Source organism: Cupriavidus consociatus, from assembly GCF_017814975.1.
GTDB lineage: Bacteria > Pseudomonadota > Gammaproteobacteria > Burkholderiales > Burkholderiaceae > Cupriavidus > Cupriavidus consociatus.
Genome location: NZ_JAGIQA010000208.1, coordinates 1 through 271, shown reverse-complemented (window position 1 = coordinate 271; position 271 = coordinate 1). Strand labels below are relative to the sequence as shown.

General features: G+C 63.1%; 1 protein-coding gene. It reads left to right on the top strand.

All coding sequences use genetic code 11. The features are described from left to right. On the top strand, positions 1–271 hold a 271-nt coding region (locus J8I82_RS38110), incomplete at both ends, for a response regulator (protein WP_209765821.1).

The window sequence follows — 271 nt, the reverse complement described above, 5'->3', positions numbered from 1 at the left end:
CAACCTGATCATCGCCATGGACGGCGAAGAGATTCTCCGCCGGCTGGGCGCCGAAGTGGCAACGGCGCCAAGTGTCGCAGAGGCGATGGAGATCCTGGCCGATCGGTCGTTCGATCTGGCGCTGCTCGATGTCAATCTCGGCGACGAGACCAGCTTCGGCATTGCCGACCGGCTGGCAGCCGAAGGCGTGCCCTTCGTTTTTGCAACAGGTTATGGGGAAGGCATCGCCCAGGCGAACAGCCATTCTGGCGCACCGGTGTTGCAGAAGCCC